General features: G+C 65.3%; 1 protein-coding gene. It reads left to right on the forward strand.

The features are described from left to right. Position 1 precedes the first annotated feature (1 nt). Positions 2-721, forward strand: a 720-nt coding sequence (locus KVT32_RS28005; protein WP_217619185.1) for a TerC/Alx family metal homeostasis membrane protein, incomplete at its 3' end; no start/stop codon positions are given.

Raw genomic sequence — 721 nt, forward strand, 5'->3', positions numbered from 1 at the left:
CATGGACTTCTTCAGTGTCGTCTGGCTGGGCGCACCGGTGTGGATGGGGCTGGTGTTCCTGGCTGTCGTCGTCCTGCTGCTGGCCTTCGACCTGGGGGTCCTGCACCGCGATGACCACGTCATCGGCGTCAAGGAAAGCCTGAAACTCTCGGCACTCTACCTGACGGCCGGCTTGGCCTTCGGCCTCTGGGTCTGGCACGGCTTCGGCAGCGAAAAGGCGATGGAGTTCTACACCGGCTTCCTGATCGAGAAGAGTCTGTCGCTCGACAACATCTTCGTCATCTCGCTGATCTTCGCGACGCTGGCGATCCCCCCGCTCTACCAGCACCGCGTGCTGTTCTGGGGCATCCTGGGCGTGATCGTCACCCGCGGCATCATGATCGGCGCCGGCTCGGCCCTGGTGGCCAGCTATTACTGGGTGCTCTACATCTTCGGCGCGATCCTGGTCGTCACCGGCACCAAGATGCTGTTCGTGTCCGAGAACCCGGACAGCGTGCGCGACAGCGCCCTGCTGGCCTGGCTGCGGCGCCACCTGCGGGTGAGCGACACCACGCACGGCCACGACTTCCTGGTGCGCCTGCCCCACCCGTCGCAGCCGGGACGCAAGCTCTGGTACGCGACGCCGCTGCTGCTGGCGCTCCTGATGGTCGAGTTCACCGACGTCATCTTCGCGGTCGACAGCGTGCCGGCGATCTTCGCCATCACCAGCGACCCGTTCATC

The sequence above is a fragment of the Achromobacter sp. GbtcB20 genome, assembly GCF_019091095.1.
GTDB lineage: Bacteria > Pseudomonadota > Gammaproteobacteria > Burkholderiales > Burkholderiaceae_B > Achromobacter > Achromobacter mucicolens.